Here is a 16579-nt window from a genome sequence, read left to right as displayed (position 1 = left end):
CAAAGTTTGCTTTACCCCGCCCAGCAGATTCCTCATAGGCTTCTAGCGACCGACCTCAGCTAGGATTTCAGCAACTGCTTCGTCCAAAGCTACTTCACGGGCTTGCCCACTCCGGCGGTCCTTGATTTCAATCTTGCCATCGGCAAAGCCGCGGCCCACCACAAGGATGGTGGGAACACCTAGGAGCTCAGCATCGCCGAACTTAACACCGGGTGATACCTTGGGGCGGTCATCAAACATGATGTCCAGGCCGGCAGCCTCAAGCTCAGCTACTAGCTTCTCAGCGCCTTCAAGCACCTCAGCGCCCTTACCTGTGACCACCAGGTGCACATCGGCAGGTGCCAGGTTGCGGGGCCAGATCAGGCCACGGTCATCGTGGTTGCCCTCGGCGATAGCTGCCAGTGCGCGGGTGACACCCACACCGTAGGAGCCCATGGTCACGGTCTGGAGCTTGCCGTTCTGGTCCAACACTTTCAGGCCCAGGGCTTCAGCGTACTTGCGGCCCAGAGCGAAGATATGCCCCATCTCAATACCGCGAGCGGCAATCAGCGGACCGGAGCCATCGGGTGCGGGGTCACCTTCGCGGACCTCGCAGGCCTCGATGATGCCGTCGGCCTCAAAGTCGCGGCCAGCGACCAGGTTGTAGACGTGCTTTTGGTCTTCGTTTGCGCCGGTAATCCAGGCAGAGCCCTCAACGACGCGGGGGTCAAGGTAGTAGGGAATACCGGTGGCAGATTCTACACCCAGGAACTTATGATCTAGCGACAGACCGGGGCCGATGTAGCCCTTAACCAGCTGCGGAAACTTCTTAAGGTCCTCCTCAGTGGCGGCCTCAACCTCTACCTCACCACCAACGCCCAGTAGAGCACCCACGTTGGCCTCTAGGCGGCCCATATCAACTGCACGGTCACCGGGTAGACCGATAGCAACTAGCTGACGGCTACCGTCAGGCAGGGTTACGGCAACGATAACGTTCTTGAGGGTATCAGCCTCAGTCCAGGGGCCCTCAGGGCGGGGGTGCAGTGCGTTGGACTGTTGGACAAGAATCTCAATGGTCGGTGAATCAGGGGTATCGAGAACGCTAGCAGCCGGGGTATTGCTTGCATCAACGGGTTCAGGCGCAACGGTAGTGACTGCCTCAACGTTGGCAGCATAGCCGCCTTCAGAACGCACGAAGGTATCTTCGCCAATCGGGGTGGGGTGCAAGAACTCTTCAGAACGCGAACCGCCCATAGCGCCGGACTGGGCCTGGACGATCTCAATTTCAAGACCCAGGCGCTCAAAGATTCGGATGTAAGCTGCGCGATGAGCCTGGTAGGCCTCGTCAAGCCCCTGATCATCGACGTTAAAGGAGTAGGAGTCCTTCATAATGAACTCGCGACCACGCAGTAGGCCTGCGCGGGGGCGGGCCTCGTCGCGGTATTTGGTCTGAATCTGGTAGAGGTAGACCGGCAGATCCTTGTAGCTGCTGTAAAGGTCTTTGACCAGCAGGGTGAACATCTCTTCGTGGGTGGGGGCCAGGAGCATGTCTGCCCCCTTGCGGTCTTTGAGGCGGAAGAGGTTATCCCCGTATTCGTCCCAGCGGTTGGTTGCTTGGTAGGGCTCGCGCGGGAGCAGGGCCGGGAAGTGGACTTCCTGAGCACCAATGGCGTTCATTTCCTCACGGACAATGGTCTCAATCTTTCCCAGGACTTTCAGGCCCAGGGGTAGCCAGGTGTACACGCCGGGGGCTGCGCGCCGGATATAGCCGGCACGAACCAGTAGCTTGTGGCTGGCGACTTCAGCATCAACAGGGTCTTCACGCAAAGTGCGTAGGAAAAGGTGGGACAGGCGCTGTACCAAGGTGGCTTGCTTCCGTTTCTCTCATAGGGCAACCTCGTAGAGTTATAGGCTGCGCTAGGCTTCGGGCTCGTCGCCCGCTGACTGGTCCTACCCTAGGATTAAGGGCAGGGCATACTCTCTACCAGCTTACCGCTTCTTGTGAGGCTAAGACATCTCTGCTACCGGGGGACCTGCCGGGCATCGATGGTGACCGGCTACCCCCAGTTGGTCTCTTCCACAGAAGCTAGCTCCGCTTTGTACAGAGGATAGGCTACCGGGGCGGTTCTTGACGGATCGATCTGCGATCGCCTTAGAAAAGCACAGTAGAGAAAGTGCCTGTTTGCTGCCAGCCGGTGCTCCGGTAGAGAGCCCTGGCCGCACTGTTGTAATCGTTGACGTAGAGAGAAAGCTGGGGAAAACGCCGGCGAATTAGCTCTGCGCCCTGAGCTAGCAAGGTGGGGGCAAGACGGTGCCCCCTGTAGGCGGGGTGGAGCCACACGCCCTGAAGCTGGCAGATTGAACCGTGCGCCAAGCCGATATCCGTCTTAAAAATAACGATATTCTCGGAGTTAACACCGACCACGGTGCGACCGGTTCGGGTGAGTTCATCAATGCGGTGGGCATACCCGGAAGGGTCCCGCGTCATGGGGTCATAGCCTACTTCTTGGGTGAACATGGCGATAGAGGCTCTGAGCAGGCTGGGCCTGTCATCGGTGCGGGCCCAGCGCACAGGCTCAATGATAGGTGGAGCGCCCAGCCGCGGGCGAGCCAGCGACTGTTCAGCAAGCGCTGTGAGGTCAGCGTCCACGGGGAGCTCAAGCAAGGGCTGGCTTTCGCGGATGCCGAAGGGGGTTGGCATGCGCCCAGCTAGGTGCCCCCATATACCCAAGACTGCTTGGCGGTGGCCGAAAATTGATGCAATTTTGCGGTTGTGCCGCCAAATATAGTGGGCAACCGTCTCGTAGTAGGGTTCCGGTAGCGAAAGTGGAACGCAGTTAGCTCCAAGCCAGAAAGCGCCCACTAGGCAATCTCTGGGTTCCGATTCAGGCCCCTCCCCCGGGGCAAGTGTCTCAGCCAGTCCCGGCATGGGAGCCAGGTTCCGCTCAGCCGGGTCGCTAAAGTGCGCCCCAGCCGATCGGCTCACCCAGTCGCTGGTCTTGCCCAGCAGAGTATCTAGGGTGTTTCTGAGGCGTTCCGGAAGCGGCATCTCGATGCCACCATACCCGCCTCCTACTGCGGGTGGTGCCCCCTTGTAGCCGCTCTCTTTCCCGCTGGCATTTCGAGGCACAAAAATACCAATGAAGCCGCTGGGCGTTTTGCGCGAGGTCAATGCGCTCGGGGCAGGTAACCCAAAATGGTGGAGGTGTTCAGCGGCAAAGAGAAAACCCACCGGGTCTGAACTAATCATGGTTTCCAGTTCTACCCGGTCATCGAGGGTGAGGGGGCGGATTATGACATCATCGCTGATGCGCTGGAAGCGTGAAAAGAGAGACACGATGGGTTTCTTCTGAAGGCTTTAGGAGACTGAAACGGTCGGCTCGCCTGACAGGTCAATTTCGCCGCGGTCTTCCATCTCGCGGGCGATACGGTTGGCCTCTTCAATCAGGGTCTGAACGATCTCGTCTTCGGGAACGGTCTTGATGACTTCACCCTTAACAAAGATCTGGCCCTTACCGTTACCGGAGGCGACACCCAAGTCGGCTTCACGGGCTTCGCCGGGGCCGTTGACAATGCACCCCATGACGGCCACGCGCAAGGGAACTTTCATGCCTTCAAGGCCCTTGGTGACGTTCTCGGCTAGTTCCCATACATTGACCTGGGCACGGCCACAGGAGGGGCAGGAAACAATATCAAGTTTGCGGGGGCGCAGGTTCAGGGACTCAAGAATCTGGGAGCCTACTTTGACCTCTTCAACGGGAGGCGCGGAGAGGGACACGCGAATGGTATCGCCAATGCCCTCGGAGAGCAGGGCACCAAAGGCTGTTGCCGATTTGATGGTTCCTTGGAAAGCTGGGCCTGCTTCGGTAACGCCTAGGTGTAGGGGCCAGTCACCAGCAGCTGCCAGCTGGCGGTAGGCCTCAACCATGATGACGGGGTCGTTGTGCTTAACTGAAATCTTGAAGTCCCGGAAGCCGTGTTCCTCAAAGAGGGAGGCTTCCCAGACAGCGGATTCCACCAGGGCTTCTGGGGTGGCTTTGCCGTACTTTTCGAGCAGGCGCTTATCGAGTGAGCCGGCATTAACACCGATACGGATTGAGGTACCGTGGTCCTTAGCGGCAGCAGCGATCTCCTTGACCTGATCGTCAAACTTACGGATGTTGCCGGGGTTAACTCGGACGGCACCGCAACCGGCTTCGATAGCGGCAAAGACGTACTTGGGCTGGAAGTGGATATCGGCGATTACAGGAATCTGGGACTGCTTAGCGATAATGGGCAGGGCCTCTGCATCCTTATCGGTGGGGCAGGCTACGCGTACAATATCGCAACCGGTGGCCGTGAGTTCAGCAATCTGCTGAAGGGTGGCGCCGATATCGTGGGTCTTGGTGGTGGTCATGGACTGCACGGAGACCGGCGATTCTGACCCTACCCCTACGGAACCGACCTTGAACTGGCGGGTCTTACGGCGTGGTGCCAGAACGGGGGGTGGTGCGGCGGGCATTCCAAGAGCAACCGAGGTCAAGTTTTCCTCCAAAAGTTTCTTACACCTGCCGGTGGGCGCAGGCGTACAGTGTCATCCTCTATTGTGCACCAGTTAGACCATATTTACTAAGACAGGCCGGGGACTCTTTCGACACAGCTCAGCTAGGATAAACCGTATGGGTACCACTGTGATGACCGTTTCTGCTAGGCCTCGGGTTCTTTCAACCAATATCGCTCAGCCATTTACCCTAGTTGGCAGAACCCGCGTCAGACCGGTATTGGTAAGGTCGCTGTGAGTTCCCTCGATGTTTTTGCTCCCGGCCCGAACTACGGCGATGGCTCCGGTGTTGCCGGTGATTTTGTGGGTGATAGTAAGCACCACGGCGGGGCTGAAAAAGCTGTCTACCTTTATGCTCGTGAAGAATTGGATTACTGGGGTGAGCAGGCAGGAAGGAGCTACCCTAACGGCATGTTTGGCGAGAACGTCACAACTGAAGGCGTTAGCTGGTCTGAGATCTTGGTCAATCAGCGGTTCAGTGTTGGCTCTGCTGTACTTGAAGTCAGCTCCCCGCGCCAGCCCTGCAGAACTTTTGCTGACTGGCTGGGGCGTAAAGGGTGGGTTAAGACCTTCGCCCAGCACGGTGACTGCGGCACCTAGGCCCGTGTGATTGAGCCGGGCACTATCAGGCCTGGAGATAGTATCGCATGCTCAGTCGAGCTTAGAAGAGGCTGATGGGTTTGAAGATATCGGCGGCCACCAGAATGACGGTCATAAGCAGGAAGGCACCGGCGACCACATAGGTCAGCGGCAGGAGCCTAACCGGGTCGAAGGGGCCGGGGTCTTTTCGACCCAGTAGCTTGGCGCTCTTGCGGCGCACCCCCTCCCACAGGGCGCCCAGGACGTGCCCGCCATCCAGAGGTAGAAGCGGAATCAGGTTAAAGGCAAAGAGCATGAGGTTCATCTGGGCAATCAGCGACACCAGCGTGGCCGCCTTATCTCGCAGGCTAATTTCATCCTGCGCAGCAATATCACCAGCGATCCGGCCAACACCAACAACCGAAACCGGACTGTTTACATCACGATCCCCGTTGGTCACCAGAGTAACTGCCACACCGTAGACGCGGGCCGGAAGCTTAATCAGAGTTGCGCCAATACGTTCCAGGGACTGCCCAACTGTGGGGAGCACCTCCCCCACGGTGCCGGGGGTCAGCTCAGTAGCGGGGCTGATACCGATAAAGCCCACCTCCTGGGTTTTATAGCTACCGTCGGGGTTGGTCTGGTAAGTGCTGGTGAGCGGATCAACTACCGGGCGTTCAGTCAGCATGGGCGTGATAGTCAGCTCTAGCGTCTGGTCACCGCGCTGGACGGTTAGCGGGACTTCTTTCTCGGCCTTGCTACGGATCAGTTCAGTGAGCTGCTCCCAGCTGGTCACACTCTGGCCAGCAAATTCGAGAATGGTGTCACCGGGCTTGAGGCCTGCAGCACTAGCGGGCGCTAGCGGATCATCAGCCCCACACTCTGCGGAGTTAGCGCTCTTAGCCCTAGTAGCATCAAGGGTTTGGACGCAGTGCGAGACGCTTTGAATGCCGGTGGTTGGCTGGTAGGAACCAAAGCCCGTTACCAAAATTGTGGTAGCTACCAGCCCAATCAGCAGGTTCATGGCGGGTCCACCCAGCATAATAATGATGCGCTTGTAGACCGGGAGCTGGTAGAAGAGCCTGCCTTGGTCCTCGGGGCGGATGCGCTCAACATCAGCCTGGCGAGCTTGGCGGGCTAGCTGTTGCAGAGGGCTAGTTCCACCTGCCCGCCCCTCACTTTGCCCATCTTGACCGGGCGGGTACATGCCAATCATGGAGATGTAGCCACCCAGCGGTAGCGCTTTAAATCCGTATTCGGTTTCACCGCGTTTCCAAGAGAAGACCGTTTTGCCAAAGCCAATCATGTACTGGGGAACCCGTATACCAAAGAGCTTGGCGGGCACCAGGTGCCCCACCTCGTGGAGGGCAATAGAGAAGGCAATACCCAGGGCCATGAGCACTACACCCACCAGGAAAAGCAAGATTGTCACGCACAACTCCTTGAAACCGGACGTCCGGCTAGAATCAGCCGGATTTAAAGATACAAGCCAGCGTACGCTAAGCCCATCCGAGCCGCCAGTTCAGACCTCTTGGAGTTTGCCCCTAAAACACGCCGGGCTTACTGTGCCCCCCCATAGGGGCGCTAAGTGCTATGAGATATTCTGTGGCTACAAGACTGTTTGGGTAACAACTCTCTCCCTCTCTGCCTCATCTTCTCTCCCCCCCCTGGCTACTCAACGGGGTCTCGGGTGCAGTAAAGATACGGCCACGACCCAGACTTTATAGGCTGGGCCCCACCCCGTCTTTGAGGTAGTTTCCACCCTTACTTTTAGGTCAAAAATGCCCTAACTTCACACTTGCGTTATATAACCGGTAATTATGCTTTCCCTAGGTCACACGCCCAGCAGCAAAAGCCCCCAGAAGCCACCCATAAATTTGTCTTGACATGGGAAAACACCCTGAGCTATGCAGATTAAATATAATCAAGCATATTTTATGCAGATTTTATTTTTGCCGCACTTTAAGCCACAATCAAAGAGTGAAAGATCATCGAGCGCCCGCTCCCGTGCGCCCGCACCGTCACTTCTGACAAGGAGTACCATTTATGACCGCACAGGTTGAAGCTCCCGCCACCGCTGGAGTCTTTGTCAACGAACATTCTGCGAGCGCCTGGGAGGGTTTTGCACCCGGCCTCTGGCAGGACAGCATCGATGTGCGAGGGTTCATCTTCGCTAACTTCACCCCCTACGAGGGGGACTCCAGTTTCTTAGCTGGCCCCACCGAAAAGACCCTGCGTGTCTGGGACACTCTTGAAAAGAACTACCTCTCCGTAGAACGCAAGAACCGTGTATACGACGTAGACACCAAGACCCCCGCCGAAATTGATGCATTCCCCGCGGGCTACATCTCTGAAGACGACGATGTTGTCGTTGGTCTACAGACCGATGTTCCGCTCAAACGCGCCATGATGCCCAACGGCGGCTGGCGCATGGTTGAGACCGCTATCCGCGAAGCTGGCAAGGAACCCGATGAAAACATCAAGAAGATTTTCACCGAGTACCGCAAAACCCACAACGATGCCGTCTTTGATATCTACACCCCCCGCATTCGCGCGGCTCGCTCCTCGCACATCATCACCGGCCTGCCCGATGCCTACGGCCGTGGTCGCATCATCGGTGATTACCGCCGTGTAGCGCTCTACGGTGTCGATAATCTAATTGCCGATAAGGAACGCGCTAAGGACGCTGTAGCTGACCGTGGCTTCAGTGAGCACTGGGCTCGCTACCGCGAGGAACACTCAGAGCAGATTAAGGCTCTGAAACGTCTCAAGAAGATGGCAGCGCTCTACGGCTTCGATATTTCCCACCCTGCCCGCACCGCCCAGGAAGCCGTTCAATGGACCTACTTCGCCTACCTGGCATCGGTTAAGTCACAGGATGGCGCCGCCATGTCTATTGGTCGCCTCTCCGGCTTCCTAGATATCTACTTTGAGCGTGACCTAGCCGCTGGCCTGATTACCGAATCCGATGCTCAGGAAATGATTGATGCCCTGGTCATCAAGCTGCGTATCGTTCGCTTCCTACGCACCATCGACTACGATCAGATTTTCTCCGGCGACCCCTACTGGGCTACCTGGTCCGACGGTGGCTTCACCAGCGACGGCCGCACCCTGGTCACCAAAACCTCCTTCCGTCTGCTCCAAACCTTACGTAACCTGGGCCCCGCCCCAGAACCCAATATCACCATCTTCTGGGACGAGAATCTACCCGCCGGTTACAAGGAATTCTGCGCCGCTATCTCCATTGAGACCTCCTCCATCCAGTACGAGTCTGACCCCCAGATTCGTGAGCAGTGGGGCGACGACGTAGCCATTGCCTGCTGTGTCTCACCCATGAAGATTGGTAAGCAGATGCAGTTCTTCGGCGCTCGCGTCAACGCCGCTAAGGCTCTGCTCTACGCCATCAACGGTGGTCGCGATGAGATGACCGGCAAGCAGGTTGTTAAGGGCTACGAACCTGTCACCGGCGACGGCCCCCTGGACTTTGATGATGTCTGGCTCAAGTACGAAGAGATGCTGGACTGGGTCGTTGCCACCTACGTTGAGGCTCTGAACATCATTCACTACAGCCACGACAAGTACGCCTACGAGTCCATCGAAATGGCCCTGCATGACTCGGATATTATCCGTGCCATGGGTTGCGGTATCGCTGGTCTGTCCATCGTTGCTGACTCCCTGGCTGCTATCAAGTACGCCAAGGTCACCCCGGTTCGTGACGAAACTGGCCTGATTGTGGACTACATTACCGAAGGCGACTTCCCCACCTACGGTAACGACGATGACCGCGCCGATGATATCGCCGCAACCATCGTTCACACCGTGATGGAGAAGATTAAGGCTATCCCGCTCTATCGCGATGCTATCCCCACCCAGTCGGTTCTGACCATTACCTCTAACGTGGTCTACGGTAAGGCAACAGGTTCCTTCCCCTCTGGCCACCGTGCGGGTACCCCCTTCTCCCCCGGCGCCAACCCAGAGAACGGTATGGACACCCACGGCATGGTTGCCTCTATGCTCTCGGTCGGCAAGCTGGACTACGAGGACGCCCTGGACGGTATCTCCCTAACTAATACCATCACCCCCAACGGTCTTGGCCGCACCAAGGACGAGCAGGTAACCAACCTAGTTGGCATCCTCGATGCCGGCTTTATTCCCGAAGAAGACTAAAACTCAATAGATTTAGTGTCCCGGTCGAGGGGTGCCCGCCGATCCTGCACCAGCAGGTTGGCCCCCTCGACCGGGGGGCAACCCTATCAACACCTCATCACTAAGGAGAAAACCATGGCTGTAAAGACCTACGAAGAGCGTCTGGCTTCTATGAAGGCAAATCGCGCCACCAAGACCGCCCCCAAGGGCCTCTACCACGCAAATATCAATGTTCTCAACCGCGAAACCCTTGAGGACGCAATGGAGAACCCCGATAACTACCCCAACCTGACCGTTCGCGTCTCGGGCTACGCGGTTAACTTTGTGCGCCTGACCCGCGAGCAGCAGCTAGACGTACTCTCACGCACCTTCCACCACGGGGCATAGGTTCCTATGTCTCTCGACGTCACACACGATGTCACCGATACCGCCGGCGAGCTAACTTTTGCTCCGCCGGCGGACCGGCATTCTGGGGCTGGAACCTGGGGCCTGGGTGAGATGACGGAGCTGGAGCGCTCTGCCCAGATTAAGCTCATGCGCGAGGGCCAGCTCGGTTCTATCCATTCCTGGGAACTGGTGACAGCTGTTGACGGCCCGGGCACCCGCATGACCATCTTCATGAACGGTTGCCCGCTCCGTTGCCTTTATTGCCATAACCCTGACACCTTCAAGATGAAGGACGGTCAGCCCATCATGGCCTCAGATCTGATGAAGAAGATTAAGCGCATGCGCAAAATCTTTAAAGCTACCGGTGGCGGTATTACTATCTCCGGGGGTGAGGTGCTCATGCAACGCCCCTTTGCTGAGAATATCCTCATGAGCGCCAAGTCTTTGGGTATTCATACCTGCATTGACACCTCCGGGTTCCTGGGTGCTCACGCAACAGATCAGTTCCTTGAAAACGTTGACCTGGTCTTACTCGATGTTAAATCTGGTTCTGAAGAGGTCTACCAGAAACTTACCGGAAGAGCTCTCCAACCCACTATTGACTTTGGGGATCGGCTCTCAGCGCTGGGTATTAAGACCTGGATTCGTTTTGTTCTGGTCCCCGGCTACACCGATGACCCCGACAATATCGAGAAGGTTGCCGATATCGTCTGCCGCTGGCGCAACATCGTGGAGCGGGTTGAGGTTCTGCCCTTCCACCAGATGGGCACCGACAAATGGGAGTCCCTGGGCTATGACTACCAGTTAGCCGATGTGAAGCCCCCCAGCCGCGAAGACACCGAAGCGGCCCGCGATATCTTCCGGGCACGCGGGCTCGCCGTCTACTAACCATCTTTTGGGCATGAATGTTGCATAAAAAGAGCGTCACCCCTTTTTTCGTTTTCAGAGGGAAGATAGGGGTGGGTTTTTATATGCGCATCGAATTAAACCATCATAATATTATTGCAAAAATTCTATAAAAATCTCTTGACTAGGATTCACCTCATCGCCTAGAATTCTAGGCACCTAACCCAAGCAGATTTCATAAAGAAATCTCCAAGCGTAAGGAAATTCTATGCACACCACGGCGAATTCCTTTCTCATTCTTTTACTCCCCCTGTCGTTGTCAACTCTTAGCATATCGCTGGCTAACGCTTCCTCTCTCACCTCAAGAAAAAACAACGCTATTTACCAGAAAATAGTAAACTCAGGAACATCAAAAGACCCTCTGGATTCCCTGACGGTGGATGAGCGTCGATTTTTTGAAGACTTTACAGCAGTCGCCAGTGAAAATTCACCAAGTTTTATTGCTGCACCCTCCTTGATGAGAGCTACACCAATGTCCGGTTGTTGGAATGCATCCATTCAAAGCTATCAGAATAATGTATTCGGTAATCTTTTGTTTACGACGACGGTCGAGGGTAAATGGTGCTATGCAAGTGGCCGGATTACCAGTAGCACTGTAACTAACCATTGGGGTCAAACGCATATGCCGGAGTGGTTTCTCACAAGCTCAAAACCATCTTCAGGTATCTATGAGACAGTAAGCGCACGAATGGTAGCTAACAATTATTTCTCTTTTAGGCCACTTGGGTACGAATTACGGGGACACACTCAGTGTGCGAGGCTTATTGGGTACAATAAAGGTGTTAGTGTTGGTGATAATTCGTGTTCAGTCCAATTTTGATAAAATGATATGAATACAAATCATAAAATATTTTATCTTCTGTTGGGGTTCATTATCATTTTTCTTGTGATAGTTATCATCGGCTGGCCTTACGGTGAAGAAATATCGAAGGTCTTGTAATGAGAGTCGGAATCTTCCCCATAGTTTTTGTTCAAGTAATGAGTACCTCACGAGCTCGTATTCTTGCCCAGTTTTATGCATCGAGTACAGCGTCAAGAGCTAGCCAGGGGTTTCAACATTCGTGTTGATGCTCCCATACGACTCTCTAAAACCCAGGTAGGGCTCTGCAACCCACCAATAACTTATGCGATATGCATACTTTCAAGGTCGGCACCTGCTTTTTGCCTGGTGCCGACCCCGTTTTTGCAGGGTTTCTTCATATATACCAAGCCAGGTGTGGCAGAGAACTAATCGGCCAGAATCTCGTGGGCGCGGGTACGAGCCCAGCTCTCCGCCCCTAGGACTGCTTCAAGGGTCAGGGAGCCGCTTTCAGTGCACCAAGCTGACTGGGCATGCTCATCCAGCAGACGGCCGGCAGTCTCAATCATGTCGGTAAAACGAATTTTCCCGGCGTGGAAGGCTGCAACGGCCTCTTCATTAGCTGCGTTGAAAACAGCCGGGAAGGTACCGCCGCGCTTGCCTGCCTCTTTAATGATCTCTACAGCTGGGAAAGCTGTCTTATCCAGTGGCTCAAAGGTCCATTGGCTGGCCTGGGTCCAGTCGCAAGGCTGAGCCACACCAGGGATGCGGTGGGGCCAGGTCAGGCCCAGGGCAATCGGCAAGAGCATGGTCGGCGGTGAAGCCTGAGCAATGGTTGAGCCGTCCACAAACTGCACCATGGAATGAACGACGGACTGGCGGTGAACAGTCACATCGATACGGTCAAGGTCAATACCGAACAGGTGATGTGCTTCAAGAACCTCAAGAGCCTTATTGACCATAGACGCCGAATTAGTGGTAACAACCAGGCCCATATCCCAGGTCGGGTGAGCCAGGGCCTGGGCCGGAGTGACCTCCCGCAGTTGCTCGTAGCTCATACCCCGGAAAGGCCCGCCGCTGGCCGTGAGAATCAGTCGATCAATTTCGCGGTCGCTCCCGGCTGAAAGTGCCTGGGCGAGTGCCGAGTGCTCCGAATCTACCGGTACCATGGGTTGTTCCAGGGGTGAGGCGTCAACGGCGGCTTTGACCAGCTCACCGCCAGCGATCAGCGACTCTTTATTAGCTAGGGCAACCTGAGAGCCAGCCGTCAGGGCGGCCAGGGTGGGCCTGAGCCCGATAGAGCCGGTAATACCGTTGAGCACTACATCGGCACCAGCTTCCGATGCCCGGGTAGCGGCATCCTGCCCCCATTCAATCTGCGGGGCGTAGCCCGGTGCAAGTGCTCCCAGAGCCTCACGCAGGGTGCGAGCAGCATCTTCCCCACCGCTTGTTGCCACCAGCTGAGGCCGCAGACGGGCAGCTTGCTCAGCCAGAGCAGCGACCGAACGCCCACCCGCGGCCAAAGCCTGCACACGAACCGGGGCACCGTCTGACCCGCTTTCAGCGCCCGCTAAAGCGTTGAGGTGGTCAATCACCTGTAGGCCCTGAGTTCCGATAGATCCGGTTGACCCCAGGAGGGTGACGGTACGCCCCTGCGCCAGAAAATCTTTTAGCTGATCAGTGAGGGCCCAAGCTGAGCTTGGGTGGGACTGACTAGAACCAAATCGCATGGCTTCATTTTCTCACATACTAGTTTTCGAAAGAGGCTCTGAGCGCACTGAGCATGGATGAATAAAAATCACGGATGAGTTGGCTCTCAGGGAAAATCATGTCAGCCGCATGGTACATACCTTGCACCTGGTGAAATTTGCTCTCCACGCCGGCCTGCAATAAGCGCTGATGGTAGTCCCACCCTTCCGGGTAAAAAAGGTCCTGGTCACCGACACCTATCCAGGCTGGAGGGAGGCCAGCCAGGTTTTGCCTGCGCGCTGGTGCTGCATAGGCAGGCAGTGAGGGAGCTCCTGCCTGCCCACCAAGATAGGTGTTCCAGGCGATCTTATTATCCAGGGGGGTCCAGGCATAGGTGCCGCGCCCCTGCCTATCTGATCGGTCGGTAGTACGATCATCGAGCATGGGGTAAATCAAGGCCTGAAAGTTGAGAGGGTTGCCTGCGTCCAAGGCCCGCTGAGCTAAGGAGGCAGCCAGTCCCCCGCCGGCGCTCTGGCCGCATACAGCAATCAATGAAGGGTCAAAGCCATATTTCTGCCCTGAGGCCTGCAACCATTGCAAAGCCTTATAGCAGTCATCTAAGTCTGCTGGGAAAGGTGCCTCACCAGCGTTACGGTATTCAACGTTGAGGACGGGAACACCAAGATCTCGCGCCAGAGCACTAGCATAAGTCTGAGCAGGTCCCGCACTTGATAAAAGATGTCCGCCACCATGAATAAAGAGCACAGCACCTTCGGACTGACGCTGTGCAGGGAGGTTGAGAAAGGAGCTGAGGCTTACCCCAGCGGAAGACAGCTCAATCCGCTCAACTTTAACCCCCGCTACAGGTTGAGCTACCCGGAGGTAGTTGCGCTGGGGCTCAGGTAAGAGGTAGCCAAGACTTGCGTAGAAGCCCTGTAGGGGTGCCAGATAGAGCCGCGGGCCCCAGAACTGTGGGTTAACCTGTTTCTGTGCTTTCCGATGCCAGTAAGCACAGTGACCGGCGGTGGCAAGCCCCAAGACCAGCAAAAATTTTTTCATTCCCCTACCCCGTATCATGGAAGACGTCGCTCAGGCCCCCTGGCAGAGGTCTTAGGGCCTTCAGCAGGGACTATCTTTTTGATGCTACCCAATAATATCGAAGTTTTTTAGTTTCTTAGCTATGGTTTTACCTCCGCTGTTTTGCAGCTCAAGTAGCTCTGCGTAGATACCTCCTGAAGCTGCTAGTTGGTCCGGACTGCCGATCTCATCAATCTGCCCATTCTTAAGTGTGACGATGCGGTCTACACGTGCAATAGTTGACAATCTGTGGGCAATAATAAGAGAAGTACGCCCCTGCATCAGCTCCTCCAGGGCCTTCTGCACAGCACGCTCGGCCTTGGTGTCCAGGGCGCTGGTTGCCTCATCAAGAATGAGGATGGGAGCATCTTTGAGGATTGCTCTAGCTATGGCTATCCGCTGTTTTTGCCCTCCTGAGAGCTTGAGTCCGCGCTCACCAATGAGCGAGTCGTAGCCATCGGCGAACTTGGTGATGAATTCGTGGGCATTGGCTTTGATAGCCGCCTCAATAATCTGTTCCCGGCTGGCCTGCGGCTGTGCGTAGGAAATGTTCTCGGCAATAGTGCCCGAGAACAGGGAGGGATCCTGAAAGACCATGCCGATCAAAGAACGAACCTGGGTCAGGTCACTGCCAGCGATATCCATACCGTCAACGGTCACCGAACCAGTACGGGGGTCATAGAGGCCTTCTAGGAGCGACATGAGCGTTGATTTACCGCCGCCGGATTCGCCCACGAACGCAATACGTTCACCGCGCTTGACGCTCAGGTCGATCTTGTGTAGCACATCCTCTTCGCCGTCATAGCCAAAGCTCACCTCTTCAAAGCGAACCAGTTCCTGGCCCTCAGATGCAGTGATAGCCGCCGGCTGAGTGTATTCCGGTGCTCCCTCACGGGTAATTGCTAAAGCTCGGGGGTCCGATTCTCGTTCCATGACATCGAAGTAGTCCTTGGATCCGGTAATAGCTCGCTGGGCGCTATCAACGATCCAGGACAAAGAATTGATGGGAGCAACCGCCATAGCTAGAAGCTGAATGAGTAGTACCATGTCACCAATAGAAAAATCACCGGCCAGGGTCCGCAGGAAAATCAGCAGGTAGAGACCGAAAAAGATCAGGTTTAGAAAGCTCAGTCGGGCCACGTCCATGCTGTGCCAGAACCGGGACTGGGTAGCGGTCAAGCTGATGGTATCGCTAAAGAGAGTTTTAAAGCGAGTCAGTTCGCGCTCTTCCTGCCCAAATGATTTAACGACACGAATCTGACCGATGACCTCGGCAAAACGGCCTGATGCAAGATCAATTTTCTGGTTTTTCTGGCCCTCCCAGACCTGCCATTTGCTGCTGGTTTTACTGGTCAGCCAGAAGTAGACGGGGAAGATAAGAATGAGAAGCAATCCCAGTGGCCAGTAGTAGAGGGAGCTAATCACAATCACCGAAACTGTAGTAAGTACCAGGGAGATAAAGGTGTTCGACATGGTCTTGACGAACTGGGTGACCTCGGCAATAGAGCGGTTCAGGCGAGCGATGATAGTGCCGGTCAGTTCCGAGTCGAAATAGGGCAGGGGTAAAGAAAGAAGCTTCTCGTAGTAGCGCACCGAAAGTATGGTGCGCATGCGCTGGCTCATGATATCTCCCAGGTAACCTCCAAGGTTAGTGGTAAGTACACTCACCAGTTGAGCCGCTAGGTATGCCGCCGCCAACCAGACGATTATCGCCCCGGTTGTGGGTGCTGAGCCCTTAAGGTGATTGACTACGGTATCGGTTGCCCCGGAGATGATAAAGGGAGCAAGTAGTGAGGCCGCAGAGGTAAGAACCGCGCAGAGCACGATTCCGAGGAAGAAAGGCCAGAGTTCTCTGGTAGCTCCTATGATTCTGGTAATACTTTTCATGGCATGGCTCTTCCTTGTCTTGGTGGTGCACCACTACCCTAGCGCTGATACCGGTGATTTACTTGAGCTTGACCTGCCTTTTTGCTCACGCATCGGTAGGCTTCAAGCACAAAGAACCCGGTGGTATCCGTCGTCGGAAAACCACCGGGTTCTGCTTCAGGGGCTACCGCCCTCTCAAGTGTGCTACTTCTTAACTACTACCTTCTGGTAGATGAAGAGTACGATCAGCGCGCCAACGACTGCTGTAAAGACAGAGCCGAGGCTGAAGCCATTGACACCATCGGAAAGGAAGGGCAGGAAGCTACCCAGGAAGCCACCCAGCATAGCGCCCACGATACCGAGGGCGGTGGTGACGACAAAACCGCCACCTTGCTTACCGGGCATGATGAGCTTGGCAATTGCGCCAGCGATCAGACCGAGGACAATCCAGCTAATGATGGAAAGAATCATGTTACCTACTTCTATATTTTGCTTAGCGACTATGATCAGCCGCAAGGATAAGCATTACCTATTCTATATCAAATATCAAGATAAAAATAAGTAGGGTGATAGTGTTATTTACAACTATCCCAGCAGAAAAGTCCCGTCAG

At 55.6% G+C, this 16579-nt stretch carries 12 protein-coding genes; 4 read left to right on the top strand and 8 right to left on the bottom strand.

The genetic code is table 11. From position 1 onward, the window contains the following. Nucleotides 1-42: 42 nt before the first annotated feature. The 3 genes from ACN080_RS08160 to ispG all read right to left on the bottom strand — a co-directional run bounded on the left by ACN080_RS08160 (nt 43) and on the right by ispG (nt 4501). A complete protein-coding gene (locus ACN080_RS08160; RefSeq protein ID WP_419105381.1) occupies nt 43-1842 on the bottom strand; it encodes a proline--tRNA ligase in 1800 nt (599 codons plus the stop codon). A 289-nt stretch (nt 1843-2131) separates the two neighbouring features. Further along, a complete protein-coding gene (locus ACN080_RS08155; RefSeq protein WP_419113505.1) occupies nt 2132-3316 on the bottom strand; it encodes a GNAT family N-acetyltransferase in 1185 nt (394 codons plus the stop codon). 21 nt (nt 3317-3337) lie between these two features. Next, a complete protein-coding gene (gene ispG / locus ACN080_RS08150; protein ID WP_419100202.1) occupies nt 3338-4501 on the bottom strand; it encodes a flavodoxin-dependent (E)-4-hydroxy-3-methylbut-2-enyl-diphosphate synthase in 1164 nt (387 codons plus the stop codon). 252 nt (nt 4502-4753) lie between these two features. On the opposite strand from ispG, the gene ACN080_RS08145 reads away from it, so the two are divergent. Next, nucleotides 4754-5119 carry an MOSC domain-containing protein gene (locus ACN080_RS08145; protein ID WP_419113504.1) on the top strand — a complete coding sequence of 122 codons (366 nt, stop codon included), beginning with the start codon at nt 4754-4756 and terminating at the stop codon, nt 5117-5119. 61 nt (nt 5120-5180) lie between these two features. On the opposite strand, the gene ACN080_RS08140 is transcribed toward ACN080_RS08145, so the two are convergent. Further along, a complete protein-coding gene (locus ACN080_RS08140; protein WP_419113503.1) occupies nt 5181-6530 on the bottom strand; it encodes a M50 family metallopeptidase in 1350 nt (449 codons plus the stop codon). A gap of 614 nt (nt 6531-7144) precedes the next feature. Between ACN080_RS08140 and ACN080_RS08135 the strand changes: the two genes are divergently transcribed. The 3 genes from ACN080_RS08135 to pflA all read left to right on the top strand — a co-directional run bounded on the left by ACN080_RS08135 (nt 7145) and on the right by pflA (nt 10519). Beyond that, nucleotides 7145-9265: a pyruvate formate lyase family protein gene (locus ACN080_RS08135; protein ID WP_419113502.1), complete on the top strand. Its 2121-nt coding sequence runs from the start codon at nt 7145-7147 to the stop codon at nt 9263-9265. A gap of 114 nt (nt 9266-9379) precedes the next feature. Then, nucleotides 9380-9631 carry an autonomous glycyl radical cofactor GrcA2 gene (gene grcA2 / locus ACN080_RS08130; RefSeq protein WP_419100206.1) on the top strand — a complete coding sequence of 84 codons (252 nt, stop codon included), beginning with the start codon at nt 9380-9382 and terminating at the stop codon, nt 9629-9631. Between the two features lie 6 nt (nt 9632-9637). Then, nucleotides 9638-10519, top strand: a complete 882-nt coding sequence (gene pflA / locus ACN080_RS08125; RefSeq protein ID WP_419105377.1) for a pyruvate formate-lyase-activating protein — start codon at nt 9638-9640, stop codon at nt 10517-10519. Nucleotides 10520-11764: 1245 nt separating this feature from the next. Here the strand turns inward: pflA and dxr are convergent. The 4 genes from dxr to ACN080_RS08105 all read right to left on the bottom strand — a co-directional run bounded on the left by dxr (nt 11765) and on the right by ACN080_RS08105 (nt 16439). Further along, nucleotides 11765-13066: a 1-deoxy-D-xylulose-5-phosphate reductoisomerase gene (gene dxr, locus ACN080_RS08120; protein WP_419113501.1), complete on the bottom strand. Its 1302-nt coding sequence runs from the start codon at nt 13064-13066 to the stop codon at nt 11765-11767. Between the two features lie 19 nt (nt 13067-13085). Then, entirely contained in the window at nt 13086-14084 is a 999-nt protein-coding gene (locus ACN080_RS08115; RefSeq protein ID WP_419105376.1) for an alpha/beta hydrolase, read from the bottom strand. Nucleotides 14085-14168: 84 nt separating this feature from the next. Beyond that, nucleotides 14169-15989, bottom strand: coding sequence for an ABC transporter ATP-binding protein (locus tag ACN080_RS08110; protein ID WP_419113500.1), 1821 nt, complete (start codon nt 15987-15989; stop codon nt 14169-14171). Nucleotides 15990-16172: 183 nt separating this feature from the next. Continuing rightward, the gene (locus tag ACN080_RS08105) at nt 16173-16439 is read right to left on the bottom strand and encodes a GlsB/YeaQ/YmgE family stress response membrane protein (protein WP_419100211.1); all 267 of its coding nucleotides are present in this window, start codon (nt 16437-16439) and stop codon (nt 16173-16175) included. Nucleotides 16440-16579 lie beyond the last annotated feature (140 nt).

Source organism: Rothia sp. CCM 9416 (assembly GCF_048513535.1).
Lineage (GTDB): Bacteria > Actinomycetota > Actinomycetes > Actinomycetales > Micrococcaceae > Rothia.
Note: the sequence above shows the minus strand (reverse complement) of the source record. Positions and strands in the feature narration are given on the sequence as shown.